Raw genomic sequence first — 21,130 nt, forward strand, 5'->3', positions numbered from 1 at the left:
GCCTCCAGGGCAACTTGCGGCCCCGTGCATCAGGTGGAAGAACGGCATAGCGATTCGACCAGGAAGAACGGCTGGCCCTCGGGCTTGCCTTCGGGCAACTGGTAGCTGGCGCGGCACTGGCGGTCGGCGCTGGCGCCCCAGCGCACCAGCAGTTCGCCCTGCGCCTGGTCGGCCCGCAGGAACACCCGGCTGCCCTGGCCCACCAGGGTCAGGCTGGTGCCGGCGACATCGAGTACCTCGGCGCCCACCGGCAGCTTGCCGCCGGCCGCGTCGCGCAGCGTCAGCAGCAACGGCTGGCCATTGCGCGTCGGATACCTGAGCAGGGCCACCGCGCCGAAGGTCGGCACCACCGTCTGCTCGGTGGCTTCCAGCTCGACGTCCTCGGCCAGGCCCCGTGGGTCCAGCGCCACCTGGTTGCGCCGATAGGGCATCAGGCCGCTGGCGAAGGCATAGCCGTTGCCGGCCACCCGCGCACCATAGCTGTTCAGCAGGCGGGCGCCGGTGGCGCCGCTGGCCTCGACCAGCACCTTGGTCTCGCCCTGGTCGGGGCTGAAGTTCACCCCGCCGCCATGCACCATCAGGCTGCCGCTGGCGCCCACGCCCAACTGCCGGTAGCCATCGCCATCGCTGGCACTGGCCGAGAGGGTGGCGGCCACGGAGCGATACTGGGCGTTGGCGCCGCTGCTGGCGCTGCTGCCACCCTCGCTGCGACTGCGCGACGCGTAGACGCCGTAGTTGAAGCTGCCCGCCTCGCCCAGGGCGCCGGACAGGCCCAGCTGGGCGTCGCTGGTGCCGTTGTCGGTGCGGCTGTACGAACTGCTCAGGAACGGCGCGCCGGGCGTGTAGCCCAGGGGCAGCGAGAGGCTGAGCAGGTACTGGTTCTGGCTCTCGCCGGTCAGCGAGCGGGTGCGGCTCGCCGACAGGTTCAGGCTGCCCCAGCGCCAGCCGTTGGTGTACCCGGCCTGGTAGCTGACGTCGCTGCCGGCGCCGGCGTTCCAGTAGTTCTGCGCCGAGCCGCTGAGGTAGAAGTTGCCCCAGCCCTCGCCCAGCGGCTGGCTGATATTGGCCTGGAAGCGGTTGCGCTGGCGGAAGCGCCCCAGGCCGCCGGAACCTTCGCTGAGCTCGGCGAACTCGCCCAGGCCCAGGTAGCCCTCGCTGGAGAAGCGGTAGGCGGCGACCATGAAGTTGGTGCCGGTGGTTTCCACCAGCTTGCTGTAGCTCAGCCGGTAGCTCTCGCCGCTGGCGCTGCCGCCCAGGCCGTGCGACGGGTCCAGGCCGGAGGCGCGGGAACGGGTGACGTCGAAGGCGAAGGCGCCCAGCGAGGTGCTCAGCGCCAGGCCGCCCTGCAACGCCAGGTAGTTGTCGGCGACCAGGCTGCCGGTGTAGCCGGTCCACAGGTTCGACAGGCCGCGCTGGTAGGTGCCCTGGACGAAGTTCGGCGTGCTGTCCAGGCGCTCGTCGCGGTACTTGCCGGCACTGACGCTGTAGCGCGACACCCCGGGGCGCAGCAGCTGCGCCACGCTGGCGAAGGGTACGGTGAAACGGCGCTCGCGGCCGTCGGCCTCGCTGATGGTGACCTCCAGGTCGCCGGCATAGCCGGTGCCGTAGAGGTCGTCGATGACGAAGGGGCCGGGCGCCACCGTGGTTTCGTAGAGGATGTTGCCGCCCTGGCGCACCGTGACCCGCGCATTGCTCTCGGCCACGCCGCGGATGGCCGGGGCGAAGCCGCGTTGCGAGTCGGGCAGCATGCGCTCGTCGGAAGCCAGCTGCACGCCGGTGAAGGGCACGCTGTCGAACAGGTCCGCCGGGGTGTAGTACTCGCCCAGGGTCAACTGCGACTTCAGGCCGGCCATGTCGCGCTGGACGTAGCTGCTGACCGAGTTGTAGTCCGAACGCCCGTCGACGCGGCTGTAGCTGCCGTTGTGGCGCAGGCGCCAGTCGCCCAGGTTCAGCCCGCTGTTGAGGCCGGCGTAGTACTGCTCGGAGCTGCGGCCGTTGACCTCGTTGCGGTAGGCGTTGGCGTTGTAGTCGACGAAGGCCGCGGTCACGCCGCTGTCCCAGTCGGCCGGATCGACCTGGTCGGCGCGCACCCGGCGCAGGTAGGCCTGGGGAATGCTCAGCGCCAGGCGCATGTCGGCCAGGTCGGGAGTGGCGCGGCTGTCCGGCAGCAGGCGCTGGATGTCGACGCAGCCCGGCTCGGCGGCCTCCAGCGCGGCGCGGCTCGCCGCTGGCAGGCGTTCCTCGGCCAGGCCGAGTTCGCGCAGTTGTTCGCGGCTGAAGCACACCCCGGCGTCCGCGTCGACCTCCAGGCGCTGGCGGCCCATCCAGTTGCCGTTGAGGTACAGGTCCAGGGTGTAGCGGCCGGGCTGCACCGGGTTGCCCTGCTCGAAGCGCGACAGGTCGATGTCCTGCCCCGGGGCGTTGCGCAGGAAGTCGGTATCGAAGCGCAGCGGCTGCTCGTTCGCCCAGCCGGCCAGGCTCGGCAGGCCGGCCAGCAGGGCGGCGAGCGTGCCGAGGGCGACGGCGCTGCCGCGGCGGCCGCTCCAGTAGCGGATCAGCTCGGCGCGGGGTCGTTGCCCGTTCACGGCACCTTCACCCGCTCTTCGGTGGCCACGCCGTAGTCGCTCATCCAGCGGTACTCCAGCATGAGCCCGTCGGAGCGCACGCCAGCGGGCAGGGCGAAATCGCCCTTGGCGAAGGGCTCGATCATGCCCGGGCCGAGGTCGTGGCTACGCCCGCCCTGCCGCAGCCCCAGGCTGGCGAAGGAGACGTGGTAGGGCGAGGGGTTGTCGCCACGCAGCACCCGCTTGCCGCCCTGCTCCAGCACCTGCCAGCGCACCGCACGGGCCGCCGCCGCGGCGTTGCCGGCCAGCGCCGGCGGGCGGTAGAACAGCTTCAGCCGCGAGCGCACGGCGATCTGCATGTAGCTGCGCTCGCTGGCCTCGGGCATCGGCGGGATTTCCAGGGCGTTGAACCAGAACAGCGACTCGCGGTCGGCGGGCAGGTTCTCGCCGCTGAAGGCGACCCGCACCGACTGGCCCTTGCCCGGGTCCAGGCGGAAGATCGGGGGGGTGACGACGAAGGGCGCGTCGGCATCCTGGGGCTGGGCCTGGATGTCGCCACGGTCGATCCACACCTGCATCAGCGCGGGCACCTGGCCGTCGTTGCTCAGGCGGACGGTGATCTCGCGCTCGCTGGCCGGATAGACCAGGCGAGTGCCCTGGACACTGACGGCGGCCCAGGTGGCGGAACTCAGGCTGGCGGCAAAGGCCAGCCCTGCCGTCATTGCGACAGCACGCTTGGGGATGCTCATGAAGACCTCGATGGTACCCCCGGGGAGGTGCCCCCCCGGGGTGGCGGGCTTACTGGTAGCTCATGGTGTATTGCAGGTTGGTCTTGAGCACACCGGCGGCGGTGGTGGCGTTCTTCGACATGTACTTGGCGACGAACCCCAGGGTGGCGTTGCCCGAGCCATCGGTCTGGGTCTGGTAGCCGCCGGAGCTGGCCGGGTCGCTCAGGTCGAGCTTGGTGCTGCCGTCGCTCTGGTACAGGGCGACCTGCGCATCGGTGCCGCCGGCGCTGGTGGCGATGGTGTTGTTCAGGTTGCCGGTGGCCGGATCGACGTTGCCGCCGCTGACGAACACCGCCGCGACCATGGCGTCGGCGTCGCAACCGCTGGCCTTGAGGGAGAAGGCCTGCGCGCCGAGCGCCTGGCCGGCGTTCTGGAATTCCGAGGCCCTCACCGGCGGCAGGTTGACGGTCTGGCTGGCGCTGCCGGGGTCCAGGGTGCAGGTCTTGCTATTGATCACCCCCTCGAAGGTGAGGGTGCCGTCGACAGCCAGCGCCGTACCGGACAGGCCGGCGAGTGAAAGGCTGGCCAGGGCGGCTATCAGCTTCTTGCTCATTTGTTCGAACTCCAGGTCAATGCGGTGTCTGCCCTTGCCGGGCTTCACACGTTGGTTATCCGGGGCCTCTGGGGCCCCGAACAAATGGTCGGGCAAATGAGAAAATGGATTAAGGTAAGAAACCCCCTATAAATCGTAGGAAATGGCAATTAAGAACGGCGAACCCGGCCTCCCCGGTGGTCAGCCGGGGTTCCCGGGGCCCACAGGGTTTTCTGGCAAAGTGCCATCACGCACCGCTGCGCTCCCCCGGAGGCGGCGCGGTAGAGGGGGTGGCGGCGGGAGACGGATGGGCACGGGGCTAAGACATGCGCCCATGAAAAAGGCCGGCCCGTTGCCGGGCCGGCCTTTTCATCGCGACGGGAGCGGTCAGCCGATCTTGCCGCCGTGGGCCTGCTGGTCGGCGTGGTACGAGGAACGCACCAGCGGGCCGGAGGCGACGTTCTTGAAGCCCATCTTCGCGCCTTCCTCGGCGAACCAGGCGAAGGTGTCCGGGTGGACGAAGCGCTGCACCGGCAGGTGGTTGCGCGAGGGCTGCAGGTACTGGCCGAGGGTCAGCATGTCGATCTCGTGCTCGCGCATGCGCTGCATGACCTCGATGACCTCGTCGTCGGTCTCGCCCAGGCCGAGCATCAGGCCGGACTTGGTCGGCACCTGGGGCACCAGCTGCTTGAACTTCTGCAGCAGGTCCAGCGACCACTCGAAGTCCGAACCCGGACGCGAGGACTTGTACAGCCGCGGCACGGTTTCCAGGTTGTGGTTGAACACGTCCGGCGGCTCGGCGGCGGTGATTTCCAGGGCGATGTCCATGCGTCCGCGGTAGTCCGGGACCAGGGTTTCCAGCTGGATGCCGGGGGACAGCTTGCGGATTTCCCGCAGGCAGTCGGCGAAGTGCTGGGCGCCGCCGTCGCGCAGGTCGTCGCGGTCCACCGAGGTGATCACCACGTACTTCAGGCGCAGGTCGGCGATGGCGATGGCCAGGTTGGCCGGCTCGTCCACGTCCAGCGGCTTCGGCCGGCCGTGGCCGACGTCGCAGAACGGGCAGCGGCGGGTGCAGATGTCGCCCATGATCATGAAGGTCGCGGTGCCGCCGGAGAAGCACTCGCCCAGGTTCGGGCAGGAGGCTTCCTCGCAGACGCTGTGCAGCTTGTGCTTGCGCAGCAGTTGCTTGATGCGGTCGACCTCCGGGGAGACCGGGATGCGCACGCGGATCCAGTCGGGTTTCTTCGGCAGTTCCTCGGTGGGAATGATCTTCACCGGGATGCGTGCCACCTTCTCGGCGCCACGCAGTTTGACGCCGACCTCCACCTTGCCCGGCTTGCCTTGGCCCGGGGTCTCCACAACAGTGCTCATCTCAGTTCGATCCCGCCCGTTAGGGTCTTCTGTTCAGCGTAGCCAAGACGCTCGGTGAGTTCGCCGCGCAGGCGTTCGCGCACCTCGGCCAGGGTGATGGGGCCGGCCAGCTCGCGCAGCTGGGTCATGGCCATGCCTGCGTAGCCGCAGGGATTGATACGACGGAAAGGCTCCAGGTCCATGTCGACGTTCAGCGCCAGGCCATGGAAGGACCGGCCGTTGCGGATGCGCAGGCCGAGGGAGGCGATCTTCGCGCCGTCCACGTAGACGCCCGGGGCGTCGGGTTTGGACACAGCGTTGACGCCGAAGCCCTCGAGCAGGCCGATCAGGCTCTGTTCGATGCGGGTGACCAGTTCGCGCACGCCCAGGTGCGAGCGGCGCACGTCGAGCAGCAGGTAGGCCACCAGTTGGCCGGGGCCGTGGTAGGTCACCTGGCCGCCGCGGTCCACCTGGACCACCGGGATGTCGCCGGGCAGCAGCAGGTGCTCGGCCTTGCCGGCCTGGCCCTGGGTGAACACCCGCTCGTGCTCCAGCAGCCAGACTTCGTCGGGCGTGCTCTCGTCGCGCTCGGCGGTGAAGCGCTGCATGGCGTGCCAGGTCGGCTCGTAGGGCAGCACGCCGAGTTCGCGGAAGCCCAGGGAAGGACCGGCCCCGGGCATCACAGCACCATGTGCACGCGGCCGCTGGCGCGCAGGTCGCTGTGGATGTTCTGCAGTTGGTCGACGCCGGTGGCGGTGATCAGCACCTGCACCGAGAGGAAGCGACCGTTGCGGCTGTCGCGGGTCACCAGGGTGGTGACGTCGAGGTCCGGCGCGTGGCGCTGGATGATCTCCACGACCAGGTCGGCGAAGCCATCGCCGGCGTCGCCGATCACCTTGATCGGGTAGCGCTCGCAGGGGAACTCGATCTTGGGCGCGGGGGGAGTGCTGGTATCAGTGGTTTCAGTCATGGCTGTCGCGGGCGGGTAGCCCGCCTCCGTACGAAGCTCCCGGGTCGGGAGGTTCCGGATGGATCGGACCTGACGGCTGCCGACGCCACGGGGAGGTCGATCAGGCGCAGGCGCGCATTTTACCTGAGTCGGGCGCGCGCATGCGCAGAAATTCCCGGGCTTGTATACAAAAGTACGAGCCCGGGAACCGTCGGTCAGTTGAACAGGCCGTAGAAGAACAGGCGGATGCTATCCCACAGGCGGCGGAAGATACCACCCTCCTCCACGGCGTTCAGGGCCACCAGGTCGGAGGTGCGCACGACCTTGTCGCCCAGCTTCACTTCCACCTTGCCGATCACCTGGCCCTGCTGGATCGGGGCCATCAGCTGCGGCTGCAGCACCATGTTGGCCTGCAGCTGCTTGAGCTGGCCGCGCGGCACGGTCATGGTCAGGTCTTCGGACAGGCCGGCCTTCACTTCATGCTCGGCGCCCTTCCAGACCATGGCCTTGGTCAGCTCGGCGCCCTTCTTGTAGAAGGTCTGCGATTCGAAGAAGCGGAAGCCGTAGGTCAGCAGCTTCTGCGTCTCGGCGGCGCGGGCCTGCTCGCTGTTGGTGCCGAACACCACGGCGATCATGCGCTGGCCGTCACGCACGGCCGAGGCCACCAGGCAGTAGCCGGCTTCCTCAGTGTGGCCGGTCTTCAGGCCGTCGACGGTCTTGTCGCGCCACAGCAGCAGGTTGCGGTTGGGCTGCTTGATGTTGTTCCAGAGGAATTCCTTCTGGGCGTAGATGGCGTAGTGGGTCGGCTCGCCGTAGATGATGGCGCGGGCCAGGGTCGCCATGTCGCGGGCCGAGGAGTAGTGCTCCGGGTTCGGCAGGCCGGTGGCGTCCATGAAGTGGGAGTTGGTCATGCCCAGCTTCTGCGCGGTGTTGTTCATCATGTCGGCGAAGGCGTCCTCGCTGCCGGCGATGTGCTCGGCGAGGGCGACGGAGGCGTCGTTGCCCGACTGGATGATGATGCCGTGCAGCAGGTCGCTGACCGACACCTGCGAGCCCAGCTTGATGAACATGCGCGAACCGCCGGTGCGCCAGGCGTGCTCGCTGACGGTGACCTGGTCGCTCTCGGCGATGCGCCCGCCCTCGATCTCCTTGGTGGCGATGTAGGCGGTCATCAGCTTGGTCAGGCTGGCCGGGGGCAGGCGCTCGTCGGCGTTGTTCTCCACCAGGACCTGGCCGCTGGCGCCGTCCATCAGCACCCAGGCCTTGGCCGCCAGTTGCGGCGCGGCGGGGACAACGGATTCAGCCGCCCAGCCGGCCACGGGGGCGCTGAGCAACACGAGCATGGACAGGCGTTTGGCGATGGTGATGATGTTCATCCGTCTCTCTGGGTTCACTAATGGTCAAACAATCCCTTGGGGGAATTCCCGGGCGGCCTCTGGCGTGCCGCTTCGTCGGTGCGCCGCGTTCAGTCCGGGCGCACCAGCTTGGGTTGGCCGAGGTTGGCCAGGCGGATGCTGTCCTGCATCCGCGCCGCTTCATCCTGCGTTCCGATCGGCCCCAGGCGCACCCGGTGCAAGGTCTGCTTGTTGACCACGACCGAGCTGATAAACACCTGGGCCGAGGTCATGCCGCTGATCTTGTCCCTGAGGAGTTCCGCAGCGTCCGGGTTGGCGAAGGCACCCACCTGGAGATACAGGCCAGCGGCTGGTAATGAAGCGTTTTTTTTTGAGTCGATCTGCACCGGCGCCACGGGCGCGGCGTGCTGCGCCGGCGGCGGGGTGTAGACCTCGATCGGCTGGGCCATGGCAACCGCCTGCGGCTGCGCGCTGGCCGCCGGGGCGCTCTGCACCGGCGCCATCTTCGGCTGCGCCAGGACCATGGGCACCGGGCGGCCCTGGGCGGCCCACCAGCGCTGCGGGTCGATGCCCTCGACCTTGACCCGCGCGGTGCCGGTCTCGGCATAGCCGAGCTTCTTGGCGGCGGCGAAGGACAGGTCGATGACGCGGTCGGAATAGAACGGGCCGCGGTCGTTGACGCGGACGATGACGCTCTTGCCGTTGTCCAGGTTGGTCACCCGCACGTAGCTGGGCAGCGGCAGCGTCTTGTGCGCCGCGGTCATGCCGTAGAGGTCGTACATCTCGCCGTTGGCGGTGGCCTGGCCGTGGAACTTGGTGCCGTACCAGGACGCCGTGCCGGTCACGCTGTAGGCGCGTGCGTCGTTCAGCGGGTAGTAGGTCTTGCCCAGCACGGTGTAGGGGTTGTTCTTGAACGGGCCGTTGTGCGGCATCGGCACGGCATCGGGGATGCGCGACACGTCGACGTCCCACCAGGGGGCGCCGTCACGGTGCGGCCGGCTGTAGTCCATCGGCCCGGAAAGGCCGCCGCTGCTGGCCGGTTGCGGAGCCCGGGAACTGGTGCAGCTGGCGAGCAGCACGGTACTCAGGCCAAAGCACGCCGCCGCCGACCAGAAGCCCGGTCGCTTCAGTCGCTGGTTCACTGGACACCTCGCGCCCGGACGATCTCGCCGGCCAGCTGATGGACCGCCATGGCGTACATGGCGCTGCGGTTGTAGCGGGTGATCACGTAGAAGTTGGGCAGCCCGACCCAGTACTCGGGGCCGTCCGCGCCTTCGAAGCGGATGGCGGTGACCTTGAGGTCGTCGCGCAGCACGTCATGGGTGCGCCAGCCCGCCGCGCGCAGCTGGCCGAGGTTCATCTGCGGCTCCAGGCCCTGGGTGATGGCGTCCTGGGCGCTGTCCATGCTCAGCTCGGCCTGCGATACCACGGGCTCGCCGGCCTGCCAGCCGTGCTGCTTGAAGTAGCTGGCGACGCTGCCGATGGCGTCGGTCGGGTCGGTCCAGATGTTGATGTGGCCGTCGCCGTCGAAGTCCACGGCGTAGGCGCGGAAGCTGCTGGGCATGAACTGCGGCAGGCCCATGGCGCCGGCGTAGGAGCCGTTCAGGCCGAGCGGGTCGACCTGCTGCTCGCGGGCCAGCAGGAGGAACTGCTTGAGCTCCTTGCGGAAGAAGTCGGCGCGCGGCGGGTAGTCGAAGGCCAGGGTGGACAGCGCGTCCATCACCCGGTAGTTGCCGGTGTTGCGGCCGAAGAAGGTCTCGACGCCGATGATCGCCACTATGTACTGGGCCGGCACGCCGTAGTCCCTCTCCGCGCGGGCCAGGGCCTCGGCGTTCTGGTTCCAGAACTCCACGCCGCGCTTGATGCGCGCGTCGGTGAGGAAGATCGGCCGGTAGTCCTTCCACGGCTTGACGCGCTCGGCGGGCCGGGAGATGGCGTCGAGGATCGACTGCTTGCGCTCGACGTCCTGGAACAGCGAGAGCAACTGCTCGTCGGCGAAGCCGTAGTCGCGGGTCATTTCCCCGACGAACTGGGCGACCTGGGGCGAGCCGTCGTAGTCGCCCGCCTGGGCGGCGCCGCCGAAGCCGATGGCCCCGGCCAACCCCACCCAATGGACACCCCTGACGGCCCACTCGCGCAGTATCTGCATTCCTTTCTTCACTCTGGTCTCAACGTTTCTTCTTCAAACCTGGGCGATCCATTTCCGGTGCGTATGAATCGACATCAAAACCCCGAACCCTGACATCAGCGTCACCAGCGAAGTTCCGCCGTAGCTGATGAAGGGAAGCGGTACCCCCACGACCGGCAGCAACCCGCTGACCATACCAATGTTGACGAACACGTACACGAAGAAGGTCATGGTGATGCTGCCAGCCAGCAGCTTGCCATACAGCGTCTGCGCCTGCGCCGTGATCACCAGCCCGCGGTAGATCACCATCAGGTACAGGGCCAGCAGCAGGCAGACCCCCACCAGGCCGAACTCTTCGCCGAGCACGGCAATGATAAAGTCCGTATGGCTTTCGGGCAAAAAATCCAGGTGCGACTGGGTGCCCAGCAGCCAGCCCTTGCCGAAAACACCGCCGGAACCGATGGCCGCTTTTGACTGGATGATGTTCCAGCCGGTGCCCAGCGGGTCGCTTTCCGGGTCGAGGAAGGTCAGCACGCGCTGCTTCTGGTAATCGTGCATGACGAAGAACCACATGGCCACCGCCACCGGCACCGCCGCGGTCACCGCGCCGAGGATCCAGCGCCACTGCAGGCCGCCGACGAACAGCACGAAGGCGCCGGAGGCCAGCACCAGCATGGCGGTGCCCAGGTCCGGCTGCTTGAGGATCAGCACGAAGGGCACGCCGATCAGCGCCAGGCTGATCACCAGGTGCTTGAGGTTGGGCGGCAGGTTGCGCTTGGACATGTACCAGGCCAGCGTCATGGGCATGAACAGCTTCATGAACTCGGCGGGCTGGAAGCGGATCACCCCGGGGATGTTGATCCAGCGCGTGGCGCCCATGGCGTTGTGGCCCATGACGTCCACCACCACCAGCAGCAGCACCCCGATCAGGTAGCCCAGCGGCACCCAGCGGGCCAGGAAGCGCGGCTCGATCTGGGCGATGACGAACATCATCACCAGGCCCAGGCCGAAGGACGAGGCCTGCTTGAGCAGCAGGTCCCAGCTCTTGCCGCTGGCCGAATAGAGGACGAACAGGCCGGCCGCGCCCAGCACCAGCAGGAGCAGCAGCAGCAGCCCGTCGATGTGCAGCCGCTGCAGCAGGCTGGCGCGCCGCTTCATCACGTCCTCGTTGGACAGCGTGCGGTCGAAGTTCGGGTTCATGTTCATGCTCATGGCTTCGGCGCCTCCGCCACCTGTGGCGCGAATTCGGGCTTGAGCTTGCCGTTCTCGTCCAGCAGCCAGGCATCCATCACCTGCTTGAGCACCGGCGCCGCGACGCCGGAGCCGGACTCGCCGTTCTCCACCATCACCGACACCGCGATCTGCGGGTTGTCCGCCGGGGCGAAGCCGATGAACAGCGCGTGGTCACGGTTGCGCTCGTTGAGCTTGGAACGGTCGTAGCGCTCGTTCTGCTTGATCGCCACCACCTGCGCGGTACCGGACTTGCCGGCGATGCGGTAGACCGAGGCGGCGCCGACCTTGTGCGCGGTACCGCGGGCATTGTGCACCACCTGCTGCATGTCGGAGTCGATCAGTTCCCAGTTGCCCGGCTCGCGCAGGTCGATGTCGGGCATCGGCTCGGGGTCGACCGGCGGCTGGCCGTCGACGGTCCTGGCCAGGTGCGGGCGGATCCACTTGCCGTGGTTGGCGATCAGCGCGGTCATCTGCGCCAGCTGCAGCGGCGTGGACTGCATGTAGCCCTGGCCGATGCCGAGGATCAGCGTCTCGCCGGGGAACCAGACCTGGCGGCGGGTGGCGCGCTTCCACTCGCGCGAGGGCATCAGCCCGGGAGATTCGCCGTACATGTCCAGGGACACGCGCTGGCCGAAGCCGAAGCGGCTCATGTAGTCGTGCAGCCTGTCGATGCCCAGCTTGTGGGCGAGGTCGTAGAAGTAGGTGTCGTTGGAGCGCATGATCGCCGTCTCCAGGTTCACCCAGCCCTCGCCGGAACGGTTCCAGTTGCGGTACTTGTGGTCGTAGTTGGGCAACTGGTAGTAGCCGGGGTCGAAGACCCGCGAGCCGGGCGTGACCACCCCGGCGTCGAGGCCGGCCAGGGCCACCGCCGGCTTCACCGTCGAGCCCGGCGGGTACAGGCCGCGCAGCACGCGGTTGTACAGCGGGCGGTCGATGGAGTCGCGCAGCGCCGAGTAGTCCTTGAAGCTGATGCCGGTGACGAACAGGTTGGGGTCGTAGCTCGGCTGGCTGACCATCGCCAGCACCTCGCCGGTGGCCGGCTGGATCGCCACGATGGCGCCGCGGCGCCCGCCCAGGGCCTCCTCGGCCTTGGCCTGCAGCTTGCTGTCGATGCTCAGGACGATGTCCTTGCCCGGCACCGGGTCGGTGCGCTTGAGCACGCGCAGCACGCGGCCGCGGGCGTTGGTCTCGACCTCCTCGTAGCCCACGGTGCCGTGCAACTCGGCCTCGTAGAACTTCTCCACGCCGGTCTTGCCGATGTGGTGGGTGCCGGAATAATTGACCGGGTCGAGCACCTTCAGCTCGGCCTCGTTGATCCGCCCGACGTAGCCCACCGAGTGGGCGAAGTGCTCGCCCAGCGGGTAGTGGCGGACGAACTGCGCGGTGACGTCGATGCCCGGCAGGCGGTACTGGTTCACGGCGATGCGGGCGATCTGCTCCTCGGACAGCTCGAACATGATCGGCACCGGCTCGAACGGCCGCCGGCCCTGCTTCATGCGCTTCTCGAAGATCGCCTTGTCCTCCTCGGTCAGGCCGAGGATCTCCACCAGCGCCTGCAGCTCCTGCTGCAGGTTCTCGGTGCGCTCGCGGGTGACCGTGAGGCTGAAGCTGGGGCGGTTGTCGGCGATCAGCACGCCATTGCGGTCGTAGATCAGGCCACGGTTCGGCGGGATCGGCTGGACGTGGACGCGGTTGTTCTCCGACAGCGTCGAGTGGTACTCGTACTGGGTGACCTGCAGGTGGTACATGCGCGCCACCAGCACCAGGGCCAGGAGGAAGATCGCCACCGCGCCGACGACGACCCGGCGGCGCACCAGGCGGGCGTCCTTCTCGTGGTCCTTGAGTTGTATCGGCTGCGGCATCGAGTACGGCTACTTGTGGTAGGGGTGCCCGGACAGCACCGTCCAGGCGCGGTAGATCTGCTCGCCCACCAGGATGCGCACCAGCGGGTGCGGCAAGGTCAGCGGCGACAGCGACCAGCGCTGTTCGCTGCGCGCGCAGACCTCCGGCGCCAGCCCCTCCGGGCCGCCGACCATGAGGTTGACGGTGCGTGCGTCCAGGCGCCAGCGGTCCAGTTCGGCGGCCAGCTGCGGAGTGCTCCAGGGCTTGCCTTCGACTTCCAGGGTCACCACCCGCTCACCGGGCTGCACCTTGGCCAGCATGGCTTCGCCCTCCTGGCGGATCAGCCGCGCCACGTCGGCGTTCTTGCCGCGCGTGTTCAGCGGGATTTCCACCAGTTCCAGGGACAGCTCGGACGGCAGGCGCTTGACGTACTCCTGCCAGCCCTCCTCGACCCAGCGCGGCATGCGCGAGCCGACCGCGATCAGACGCAGGCGCAAGGGCGCTTACTCGCCGCTGTGGTGGGCGCGGCTCTGTTCGGCGCCGAGCCAGAGGCGCTCCAGATCGTAGAACTGGCGGGTGGCCGGCTGCATGACGTGGACCACCACGTTGCCCAGGTCGATCAGCACCCACTCGCCGCCTTCCTGGCCTTCGCTGCCGATGGGCTTGACGCCCTGTTCCTTGACCTTCTCCAGGACGTTGTCGGCCAGCGACTTGACCTGGCGGCTGGAGGAGCCGGAGGCGATGACCATGACGTCGGTGATGCTGGTCTTGTCGCGCACGTCGAGGACGGTGATGTCCTGCGCTTTCATGTCTTCCAGAGCGGCGACGGCCAGCTCGACCAGTTGTTCGGTTTGCATTGAATGACTCTCTAGTTTGCCAGGGACGCGCGGTACAGCCCGTGCGCCTCGATGTAGTTCAATACCGCGTCCGGCACCAGGAAGCGCGGCGAGCGCCCCTGCGCCAGCAGGGCGCGGATCTGGGTGGCCGACACCGCCAGGGGCGTCTGCCAGATGAAAGTGACCTGCCCAGCCGCGCCGGACAGGGCGTTGGGGTCGGCCACGCTGCGCGCCGCCAGCAGGTCGCGCAGGGCTTCCGGCGCCTCCACGTCGGCATCCGGGCGCTGCAGCACCAGCATGTGGCAGTGCTGCAGCAGTTCGTCCCAGCGGTGCCAGCCGGGCAGGCCGCAGAAGGCATCCCAGCCGACCATCAGGAACAGCTGCACCTCGCTCCCCAGTTCCGCGCGCAGCGATTCCAGGGTGTCGATGGTGTAGGACGGCTTGTCCCGGGCCAGCTCGCGGGCGTCCACCGTCAGGGGCGCGACACCGGCCACCGCCAGCTCGACCATGGCCAGGCGCTGCTGCGCCGAGACCTGCGGCGCCCCGCGGTGCGGCGGGCGCGCCGCCGGCAGCAGGCGCAGCTCGTCCAGCCCCAGCAGCTCGGCGGTCTCCAGCGCACTGCGCAGGTGACCGATGTGCACCGGATCGAAGGTGCCGCCGAAGAGGCCGATCCGCCGCGGGCGTTGCTTGCCCATCAGGTACGCACGTGCCCGTCGCCGAAGACCACGTACTTCTCGCTGGTCAGGCCTTCCAGGCCGACCGGGCCGCGGGCGTGCAGCTTGTCGGTGGAGATGCCGATCTCCGCCCCCAGGCCGTACTCGAAGCCGTCGGCGAAGCGCGTCGAGGCGTTGACCATGACCGAAGCCGAGTCCACCTCGGCGAGGAAGCGCCGGGCATTGCTGAAGTTCTCGCTGACGATGGCGTCGGTGTGCTGCGAGCCGTAGGTGTTGATGTGCTCGATGGCGCTGTCCAGGTCGTCGACGATGCGGATCGACAGGATGGGCGCGTTGTACTCGGTGCGCCAGTCTTCCTCGGTGGCTTCCAGCACGCCGGCGCCCAGCAGCGCGCGGGTGGCGGCGTCGCCGCGCAGCTCCACGCCCTTGTCGCGGTAGATGGCGGCCAGCGGCGGCAGCACGCGCTCGGCGATGGCCTTGTGCACCAGCAGGGTTTCCATGGTGTTGCACGGCGCGTAGCGCTGGGTCTTGGCGTTGTCGGCGATGCGGATGGCCTTGTCGAGGTCGGCCGACTCGTCGATGAACACGTGGCAGACGCCGTCCAGGTGCTTGATCACCGGCACCTTGGCCTCGCGGCTGATGCGCTCGATCAGGCCCTTGCCGCCGCGCGGGACTATCACGTCGACGTACTCCGGCATGCTGATCAGCGCGCCCACGGCGGCGCGGTCGGTGGTCTCGACCACCTGCACGGCGGCCGCCGGCAGGCCGGCCGCGGCCAGGCCCTGCTGGATGCAGCGGGCGATGGCCTGGTTGGAATGGATGGCCTCGGAGCCGCCGCGCAGGATGGTGGCGTTGCCCGACTTCAGGCACAGGCTGGCGGCGTCGATGGTCACGTTCGGCCGCGACTCGTAGATGATGCCGATCACGCCCAGGGGCACGCGCATCTTGCCGATCTGGATGCCCGAGGGGACGAAGCGCATGTCGCGGATCTCGCCGATCGGGTCCGGCAGCTTGGCCACCTGGCGCAGGCCCTCGATCATGTCGTCGATGCGCGCCGGGCTCAGCGCCAGGCGGTCGAGCATGGCGGGCTCCAGGCCATTGGCCCGGCCAGCGGCCAGGTCCTGCTCGTTGGCGTGGGCGATCTGCTCGCGGGCAGCGTCCAGGGCATCGGCGGCGGCCAGCAGGGCGGCGTTCTTCTGCGCGGTGGAAGCCCGCGCGAGGACGCGCGAGGCTTCGCGGGCGGCGCGGCCCAGGCGGCTCATATAGTCGAGGACGGACTCGGTCATGGTTCGTACGCGTCTGCGTGAGGGAAATGCGCGATTATAGCGGCCCCGCCTGCGCCCGCCCAGCCACAGCAGCCAGCCGGTAGACAGGGCGTCCCGCCACGGCGCCGGTAACGCCACCCGGGCGCCGCGGGCCGCGCCCCGGCCGCGGAACGGTGACACCCGCAACAGCACGTTGCGATTTCGCCCGCCCGAAGGTTGGGTAAACAAAAGGCCGGCCTCTGTCTACCTTGGAGCCACCCGGCCGCACCACGCCAGCCTTTCGCCATCCGGCACGCCAGGGAAGAACGACAACAGGCGGAACACCGCCGGAGGTTCGCCATGCGCTACCGCACCGACTACAGCGCCCAGACGCTCAGCGCCGCCCCGGCGGTGCTCGAACTGGACGGCTGGCAACTCCACTACCAGGCCTTCGCCCACCGCGCGGACGACCCGCGTCCGCCGGTGCTGCTGCTCGGCGGCGCCTTCCAGAGCTTCCGCTCCTTCGCCAGCGAGGTCAGCGAGCTGCTCGCCGGGCACCCGGTGATCCTCCTCGACCTACCCAGCCAGGGCGGCAACCTGCAACTGGCGCCGGAACTGAGCCTGGAGGACCTGGCCGACCTGATCGCCGCCTTCGCCGAGGCCCTGCGCCTGCCACCTCTGATGCCCATCGGCCTGTCCTACGGCTCGGCCCTGGCCGCCCTCTTCGCCGCCCGCCACCCCGGGCGCTGCGCGCGCCTGCTGCTGGCCGGCATCACCGCCTTCGGCCGCCCCGGCGCCCGCGCCCTGCTGGAGGAAGCCCTGGCGCGCCTGGACCTGGGCCAGCACGAGCCCTTCGCCAACGGCGTGCTGACCGGCCTGGTCAACCCGCTGCGCCTGGCCGATACCGGCGTCTCCCCGGTGTTCCGCAAGGCCCTGCTGCGCCAGCTGCAACGCCTGACGCCGGCGGAGGTCGAGCGCTACCGGCAGAACAGCCGGCGCCTGCTGGCCTTCGGCGGTTTCCAGCGCCACCCGCAGTGCCCGACACTGGTGCTGGCCGGCGAATACGACCACTTCACCCAGCCCTGGGAGCACGCCGAGTTCGCCCTGGCCTGCACGGACGCCGAGTTCGCCCGGATCCACGACGCCGACCACCTGGCCCAGTTCGAACGCCGCGGCGCCTGCGCCCGGCTGTACGCCCCGTTCCTCGAAGGCCAGGCGCTGCCACGCAACGCCGCCGGCAGCACGCGCTTCCAGCGCGCGCAACTGCCGCACCTGGAACGCCGCTTCGAACCGCGCCTGGCGCCACCGCAACCGCGCGCCCTGCTCAGCCACGCCGACGGCGGCCAATGGCGCGCCGAACTGGCGGAAGTCGGCTACTTCGGCGGCCTGGTCCACGCCGACCTGCCGGCCGAACTGCCGCAACGCGGCTGGCGCCTGGCCATCCCGGGCGTGGAGGAACTGGACATCCTGCCGCTGCGCCGCACCACGGAGGGCATGGCCTTCATCTTCCCCCACGGCGATCCCCGGGCCAGCGCCAGCCTGGCGGGAATGGTGGTGCCGTTGCAGCAAGGCGCCTGCGCGGCCTGACACGACGGAACGGCGGATAACCGCGAACGGTTATCCGCCCTACGCATGAACTGAATACAAGATAGGACACCCCATCGCAGGGCTTCTGCGACAGCACTCTCTCGCAGCGACCGGGAGTTCATAACGACCTGCCATGAGAGTATCCAACCAATCACAACAGCGCTCCACTGCAACGCTTTTCACATAGATCCTGTCAATCAGGCAGGCCGTCCATTATCCCCCAACAAAACCTTTAACTAAAAATCCTAAGTCGTAGCCATACCCGCTTCGCAAAGATTTTCAGCACATGGGATATTTGGCGCACCCCCTTTATCTTCTTCGGACAGCCAACCTAATAATTCCCGACGGGCACAAAACATCACACCGCTTCAAACCTCACCTCGGGAGGAGAAAACGAAACAACGTTTATCTCTTCCTCATCAAGGATAAAGCAATAGTGCCTTGCATCAGACATATCCGTAACATCAAATGTTTCCTCTTGATATCGACGAATATCTCTCGAACCCTCGACAATATAAACCGAACCCTCACCAAGGCGCTCACGCTCCGCAGAGCGCTTCCATGTATAACTATCATTAACAACTGAATATCCAACCACATCCCTTAGCGGGAACAGAAATAATATACGCTCAGCCCCTTCCAGATCACGAGCCAAATAAATAGCCACCCCTTCGCTTGAGTCAACTATTTTATCGAGATGCATAATCCGAGGAATTGAAGACTCTGCTTCCCAAGGAACCAGAGTCTCTTTCTTATTAAGGCCACCTATCGCCATAACGTATTTTTATCCTCTCCCTCCACTAGCCTTCAACAAGTTAACCCACCCTTACCTATCACACGGGTATCCCACACACTCGACACTCAATTTCATATCCACCAAAAGACTCATTAGCTCCGAGCCATATTCCGTAAAGAACACGACCGTCTCACTTAGATCATAGAAAACTCCGATTTTCAAGCGCCCCTCAATCCAATTAGACGCTACAAACGGCGCAAGTTGATCACAAATATTCCTATTAAAATCTTCAAAATCCGACAGTGTATAATCACCCAAGAAGATAGAGACTTCGGAGCCTGAAATCTCTATATCCCCACTAATTGTATAGCTCAAAGACTCCAGACCTACCCCTTCCTTCAGTAGAACCTTCAACTCCAAAGTATAAGTCGTAGACATACCTCCTCCAAAAAGCTTTCAGCACATAGGAATACTTGGCGCCGGACAGCCAAACATATTTGGATTAAACTCACACACTTCCTCAAACCCCGGAGGCAGGATAATTGGAGGGATAGCCTCTAGTATTTTATCTAGCCGCCCTTTTCCATCCGGCCCAGGGCGACCTTTCTCCACCCATTCACGATGATACTCTTCAGCAACATCCTTAGGCACTTGTCCATCTAGACCTTTAAGATCACTCATATCACCCTGGCGATGAAATAATTTCCAGAAATCGCGCCCTAGGCCATATAACTTATCTAGTTTATGCAATCCAAGAGGATCCATACCCGTTATCGGATTCCCCTCTACATATCCATAAGTGTTTAGACCTCCCTCAAACCCAATCGGATCACTCTCCATACACGCCCAATCTGAAGACCTTAATCTCTGAAGTAGTTATATCGAATCACAAGAATCTGTTACCAGCCCTCCTTGCTGACAAGCAGTTAAGACCGATTACCTTGCCCTTCACCAGCCGACCACTTTAAAAACCGCCAGGACACCTCCAAGTATCCGCCGTGGTCGTTCATGGGGGGCCGGGTAATTTTCGCCCCCTAAATTTATTTCTTATTATGGAAAAATATTTTCAATACATAATCAGAAACCCCAGCCAAGATAAAAAATACTACAACCTGCACCCATCTAGCGCTAGAATAAAAAATAGCATCAAGAACTGGCCTACATGCATAAACCACAAACGCAATCACCAAAAAAACCAAAGCATAAACGACTCTAATCTTCATCACACCACCAAAATGCTAAAAAACTTCATATACAAAAATTTACCATACTTAATACTGCTTTTCCTTGGAGCACTATTACTGACAAATGAATCCGAATTAAATATATCTATACACAGCAGAATACTAGAGAGAAATGATCATGAAGCCCTAAAAATAGAAGGTCAGTACATCCTGGGACTACTGACCTTATTTTTCTCAATTTACAAAATCCTAAGGAATCGATAATCAGCCATCAAGTGGGCAAGATTTTCTTTTCTCCAGGCTCTCACACTCGAAGGAGCACAGAGAGGACTGATAAGCAAACTCACACCCCTGAGAGGCTGCCAAACCTATTTTTTCCTTTCTTGTAAGAGCTGCAATTCCTGCACCGGGCACAAGACAAACGGCCGAAACATTTGCTGCTGCATCTCCTCTCGCCATACCGGAGGAGTAACACTGATTATATCGCTCGTTGTTAAAACTCACTGCCCTCCAACTATTATCACCCGTATTCCAAGAAGGAGCATAAGGGCTCCCGCTATCGCAAACATACTGCGTGTCTCCCCATTCGGACTTGAAAGCTGTACATTTCAACCCCATCGGATCAAACAGCGTTAAAGGATTTCCTTCAACGTAGCTGTAAGTATTCAACCCACCCTCAAGCCCAATCGGATCACTCTCCACATACCGCCCGGTCTGCGGGTCGTAATCGCGGAAGTAGTTGTAGTGCAGGCCGCTCTCGGCGTCGTAGTACTGCCCCAGGAAGCGCAGGTTCACCACGGTGTTGTCTGGGCTACTGGGCTGGCCGTTGCCGAAGGCATCGGACTGCCATTAAGGCCAGGCGCTGGTCATCGTGTGGCCATTGAAGGCGATGAGGCGGTTGCCGCCGCTGGCGTAGCGGTAGCTGTCCTGCAGGGATTCGCCGTCGGCCAGGCGCGCGGCGCTCTTTTCGGTGCGGTTGCCCACGGCGTCGAGCCGTAAACGCCGTTGACTCCCACGCTTTTAACTCAGCATCTTTTTAAGAGTATCTTTTAAACTTGAGTGAGCCGCTAACATTTCTTCACTTTTCTCAAAAAACATCCAAAATAAATCCTCCCTTGCCTGAAGTAGATCAATCCCTTCTATTGTTGTAGGGGGAAAATCTTTACTTGATGGATTCAATAGCAAGAGCCGCTCTTTTTTTGAAAGATTATTCAGCTTCTTTAAGAGATAACGCTGATATGCTTCAAACCTACTTACTCCGGACATGATTTCGCGCGAGCTTAGCTCCCCCGAAATCAGCTTCAAACCAAACTCTTCTCGTTTTCGTTCAATTTTCATATAGTAAAAAAGACACGACCTGTGAGGGGACATCCAGTCACTCGGCCTACCCAGACCTACGGAAAGCTCCGCCGCAACCTCCTTTACTCGACCAGAAGAAACAGTCGTAACCGAAGCTATTTCCTTGGTATCACGGCGCATAATTAGAATTTGACTTCTACCGCTTCCAACTCTAATTCGAGAAAAAGCAGAGTAATATTTTCCCGAGTAGACCTTTTTCATATTCCCCTCATAGAACCAGAAGATTTGCTTCAGGATTATACGGGCAATTTCTCGCTTTCGCCGCCCTGACAAGCTCACCAAGTCTTTGACGAAGAATTTTCTCCTTTTGTCGATGTCCTGGGTCTCCGCCTAGCTCGTGCATCTGTATCCTTCGCATTTTGATGGTCTGCACCAGAATATCGATACTTAGACCAAGCTGGTAACAGTCCGCATCTCTTGGGCAGCTTTCTGCTTCTTTTTGCTCGCTTCTATCTGGCCAGCTTTCTCCTCCCATCGGGCTCCACTGGGGAAAACTTTCCGCGTCATTATTTCCGGACATGCCATAGGCAATGCCCATCCCTATTAAGTTTACGGCAGTCCCAATTCCACAGCCTACAGGCCCACCAACAGCCCCACCAACAGCGCACCCTGCAACTGGATTTAATCCCAAAGGATCTATCAACATAAGAGGGTTAGCATCTACATACCCATATGTATTCAACCCACCCTCAAGCCCAATCGGATCACTCTCCACATACCGCCCGGTCTGCGGGTCGTAATCGCGGAAGTAGTTGTAGTGCAGGCCGCT

General features: G+C 64.6%; 21 protein-coding genes and 1 pseudogene. 1 reads left to right on the forward strand and 21 read right to left on the reverse strand.

Features of this window, described 5'->3' with window-relative positions:
• Positions 1-29 precede the first annotated feature (29 nt).
• The 15 genes from VV867_RS23445 to VV867_RS23515 form a co-directional block, all read right to left on the reverse strand.
• Entirely contained in the window at positions 30-2,585 is a 2,556-nt protein-coding gene (locus VV867_RS23445; RefSeq protein WP_328567682.1) for a fimbria/pilus outer membrane usher protein, read from the reverse strand.
• Positions 2,582-3,313, reverse strand: coding sequence for a fimbrial biogenesis chaperone (locus VV867_RS23450; RefSeq protein ID WP_109932633.1), 732 nt, complete (start codon positions 3,311-3,313; stop codon positions 2,582-2,584). Before VV867_RS23450 ends, VV867_RS23445 begins: the two co-directional genes overlap by 4 nt.
• 49 nt (positions 3,314-3,362) lie before the next feature.
• Complete coding sequence (locus tag VV867_RS23455) at positions 3,363-3,905, reverse strand: fimbrial protein (RefSeq protein ID WP_109932635.1); 543 nt, start codon at positions 3,903-3,905, stop codon at positions 3,363-3,365.
• A gap of 366 nt (positions 3,906-4,271) precedes the next feature.
• Complete coding sequence (lipA, locus tag VV867_RS23460) at positions 4,272-5,255, reverse strand: lipoyl synthase (protein ID WP_328567683.1); 984 nt, start codon at positions 5,253-5,255, stop codon at positions 4,272-4,274.
• Positions 5,252-5,914: a lipoyl(octanoyl) transferase LipB gene (gene lipB, locus VV867_RS23465; RefSeq protein ID WP_109932639.1), complete on the reverse strand. Its 663-nt coding sequence runs from the start codon at positions 5,912-5,914 to the stop codon at positions 5,252-5,254. Before lipB ends, lipA begins: the two co-directional genes overlap by 4 nt.
• The gene (locus VV867_RS23470; RefSeq protein ID WP_074981961.1) at positions 5,914-6,204 is read right to left on the reverse strand and encodes a DUF493 domain-containing protein; all 291 of its coding nucleotides are present in this window, start codon (positions 6,202-6,204) and stop codon (positions 5,914-5,916) included. The genes lipB and VV867_RS23470 overlap by 1 nt, the downstream gene beginning before the upstream one ends.
• A 194-nt stretch (positions 6,205-6,398) precedes the next feature.
• Positions 6,399-7,559, reverse strand: coding sequence for a D-alanyl-D-alanine carboxypeptidase family protein (locus VV867_RS23475; protein ID WP_089391244.1), 1,161 nt, complete (start codon positions 7,557-7,559; stop codon positions 6,399-6,401).
• Between the two features lie 89 nt (positions 7,560-7,648).
• Positions 7,649-8,680 (reverse strand): septal ring lytic transglycosylase RlpA family protein, encoded by a 1,032-nt coding sequence (locus tag VV867_RS23480; RefSeq protein ID WP_328567684.1) that lies wholly within the window; start codon positions 8,678-8,680, stop codon positions 7,649-7,651.
• A complete protein-coding gene (gene mltB, locus VV867_RS23485) occupies positions 8,677-9,699 on the reverse strand; it encodes a lytic murein transglycosylase B (RefSeq protein WP_109932645.1) in 1,023 nt (340 codons plus the stop codon). The genes VV867_RS23480 and mltB overlap by 4 nt, the downstream gene beginning before the upstream one ends.
• Positions 9,700-9,720: 21 nt before the next feature.
• On the reverse strand, positions 9,721-10,824 hold the full coding sequence (gene rodA, locus VV867_RS23490; RefSeq protein ID WP_089391260.1) for a rod shape-determining protein RodA: 1,104 nt from the start codon (positions 10,822-10,824) through the stop codon (positions 9,721-9,723).
• A 50-nt stretch (positions 10,825-10,874) separates the two neighbouring features.
• Entirely contained in the window at positions 10,875-12,761 is a 1,887-nt protein-coding gene (gene mrdA, locus VV867_RS23495; protein ID WP_328567685.1) for a penicillin-binding protein 2, read from the reverse strand.
• A 9-nt stretch (positions 12,762-12,770) separates the two neighbouring features.
• The gene (gene rlmH, locus VV867_RS23500) at positions 12,771-13,238 is read right to left on the reverse strand and encodes a 23S rRNA (pseudouridine(1915)-N(3))-methyltransferase RlmH (protein WP_009617293.1); all 468 of its coding nucleotides are present in this window, start codon (positions 13,236-13,238) and stop codon (positions 12,771-12,773) included.
• Positions 13,239-13,244: 6 nt separating this feature from the next.
• A complete protein-coding gene (gene rsfS / locus VV867_RS23505; RefSeq protein WP_009617292.1) occupies positions 13,245-13,598 on the reverse strand; it encodes a ribosome silencing factor in 354 nt (117 codons plus the stop codon).
• 11 nt (positions 13,599-13,609) lie between these two features.
• Positions 13,610-14,272, reverse strand: a complete 663-nt coding sequence (gene nadD, locus VV867_RS23510) for a nicotinate-nucleotide adenylyltransferase (RefSeq protein WP_089391248.1) — start codon at positions 14,270-14,272, stop codon at positions 13,610-13,612.
• Complete coding sequence (locus VV867_RS23515; RefSeq protein WP_328567686.1) at positions 14,272-15,537, reverse strand: glutamate-5-semialdehyde dehydrogenase; 1,266 nt, start codon at positions 15,535-15,537, stop codon at positions 14,272-14,274. The genes nadD and VV867_RS23515 overlap by 1 nt, the downstream gene beginning before the upstream one ends.
• 318 nt (positions 15,538-15,855) lie before the next feature.
• Here VV867_RS23515 and VV867_RS23520 point away from each other — a divergent pair, with 318 nt between their 5' ends.
• Positions 15,856-17,082: an alpha/beta fold hydrolase gene (locus VV867_RS23520; RefSeq protein WP_328567687.1), complete on the forward strand. Its 1,227-nt coding sequence runs from the start codon at positions 15,856-15,858 to the stop codon at positions 17,080-17,082.
• A gap of 358 nt (positions 17,083-17,440) precedes the next feature.
• Here the strand turns inward: VV867_RS23520 and VV867_RS23525 are convergent, their stop codons facing one another.
• From VV867_RS23525 to VV867_RS23545, 6 genes and pseudogenes are all read right to left on the reverse strand, one after another.
• Complete coding sequence (locus tag VV867_RS23525; RefSeq protein WP_328567688.1) at positions 17,441-17,857, reverse strand: hypothetical protein; 417 nt, start codon at positions 17,855-17,857, stop codon at positions 17,441-17,443.
• 417 nt (positions 17,858-18,274) lie between these two features.
• Entirely contained in the window at positions 18,275-18,658 is a 384-nt protein-coding gene (locus VV867_RS23530) for an RHS repeat domain-containing protein (protein ID WP_328567689.1), read from the reverse strand.
• A gap of 953 nt (positions 18,659-19,611) precedes the next feature.
• Positions 19,612-19,851, reverse strand: a pseudogene (locus tag VV867_RS23535) (RHS repeat-associated core domain-containing protein); the annotation flags it as partial.
• Positions 19,852-19,986 (reverse strand): hypothetical protein, encoded by a 135-nt coding sequence (locus VV867_RS31235; RefSeq protein ID WP_442965049.1) that lies wholly within the window; start codon positions 19,984-19,986, stop codon positions 19,852-19,854.
• 36 nt (positions 19,987-20,022) lie between these two features.
• A complete protein-coding gene (locus VV867_RS23540) occupies positions 20,023-20,562 on the reverse strand; it encodes a hypothetical protein (protein ID WP_328567690.1) in 540 nt (179 codons plus the stop codon).
• Positions 20,563-20,569: 7 nt separating this feature from the next.
• Positions 20,570-21,130, reverse strand: a 561-nt coding sequence (locus VV867_RS23545) for an RHS repeat domain-containing protein (protein WP_328567691.1), incomplete at its 5' end; no start/stop codon positions are given.

Source organism: Pseudomonas sp. JH-2 (genome assembly GCF_036231725.1).
Classification (GTDB): domain Bacteria; phylum Pseudomonadota; class Gammaproteobacteria; order Pseudomonadales; family Pseudomonadaceae; genus Pseudomonas; species Pseudomonas delhiensis.

Coding starts and splice junctions, on each gene's coding strand:
- VV867_RS23450 (WP_109932633.1), bottom strand. CDS start 3,313: ATGAGCATCCCCAAGCGTGCTGTCGCAATGACGGCAGGGCTGGCCTTT.
- VV867_RS23455 (WP_109932635.1), bottom strand. CDS start 3,905: ATGAGCAAGAAGCTGATAGCCGCCCTGGCCAGCCTTTCACTCGCCGGC.
- lipA (WP_328567683.1), bottom strand. CDS start 5,255: ATGAGCACTGTTGTGGAGACCCCGGGCCAAGGCAAGCCGGGCAAGGTG.
- lipB (WP_109932639.1), bottom strand. CDS start 5,914: ATGCCCGGGGCCGGTCCTTCCCTGGGCTTCCGCGAACTCGGCGTGCTG.
- VV867_RS23470 (WP_074981961.1), bottom strand. CDS start 6,204: ATGACTGAAACCACTGATACCAGCACTCCCCCCGCGCCCAAGATCGAG.
- VV867_RS23475 (WP_089391244.1), bottom strand. CDS start 7,559: ATGAACATCATCACCATCGCCAAACGCCTGTCCATGCTCGTGTTGCTC.
- rodA (WP_089391260.1), bottom strand. CDS start 10,824: ATGAAGCGGCGCGCCAGCCTGCTGCAGCGGCTGCACATCGACGGGCTG.
- mrdA (WP_328567685.1), bottom strand. CDS start 12,761: ATGCCGCAGCCGATACAACTCAAGGACCACGAGAAGGACGCCCGCCTG.
- rsfS (WP_009617292.1), bottom strand. CDS start 13,598: ATGCAAACCGAACAACTGGTCGAGCTGGCCGTCGCCGCTCTGGAAGAC.
- nadD (WP_089391248.1), bottom strand. CDS start 14,272: ATGGGCAAGCAACGCCCGCGGCGGATCGGCCTCTTCGGCGGCACCTTC.
- VV867_RS23515 (WP_328567686.1), bottom strand. CDS start 15,537: ATGACCGAGTCCGTCCTCGACTATATGAGCCGCCTGGGCCGCGCCGCC.
- VV867_RS23520 (WP_328567687.1), top strand. CDS start 15,856: ATGCGCTACCGCACCGACTACAGCGCCCAGACGCTCAGCGCCGCCCCG.
- VV867_RS23525 (WP_328567688.1), bottom strand. CDS start 17,857: ATGGCGATAGGTGGCCTTAATAAGAAAGAGACTCTGGTTCCTTGGGAA.
- VV867_RS23530 (WP_328567689.1), bottom strand. CDS start 18,658: ATGGAGAGTGATCCGATTGGGTTTGAGGGAGGTCTAAACACTTATGGA.
- VV867_RS23540 (WP_328567690.1), bottom strand. CDS start 20,562: ATGAAAAAGGTCTACTCGGGAAAATATTACTCTGCTTTTTCTCGAATT.